A 261-nucleotide genomic window follows, 5' to 3' on the forward strand; every position below is an offset into this window, starting at 1 on the left:
CGACGAGTTCGGCACGCCGCGCCGCACCGAACTCTCAGAGGGCGGGGCTGATATGGAAGACGAGGACCTGATCCAGCGCGAGGACATGGTCGTGACGGTCAGCCATTCCGGCTACATCAAGCGTGTGCCGCTGTCGCTCTACCGGGCACAGCGCCGCGGCGGCAAGGGCCGCTCCGGCATGTCGACCAAGGAAGAGGATTTCGTCACCCGGCTGTTCGTCGCCAACACCCACACGCCGGTGCTGTTCTTCTCCTCGCGTGG

1 protein-coding gene is annotated in these 261 nt (G+C 65.9%); it reads left to right on the plus strand.

Annotated features, from left to right (window positions below):
• A partial coding sequence (locus AC0L2O_RS36945; protein ID WP_473373228.1) for a DNA gyrase C-terminal beta-propeller domain-containing protein occupies window positions 1-261 on the plus strand: 261 nt, incomplete at both ends.

Source organism: Bradyrhizobium sp. Kon10 (genome assembly GCF_055807395.1).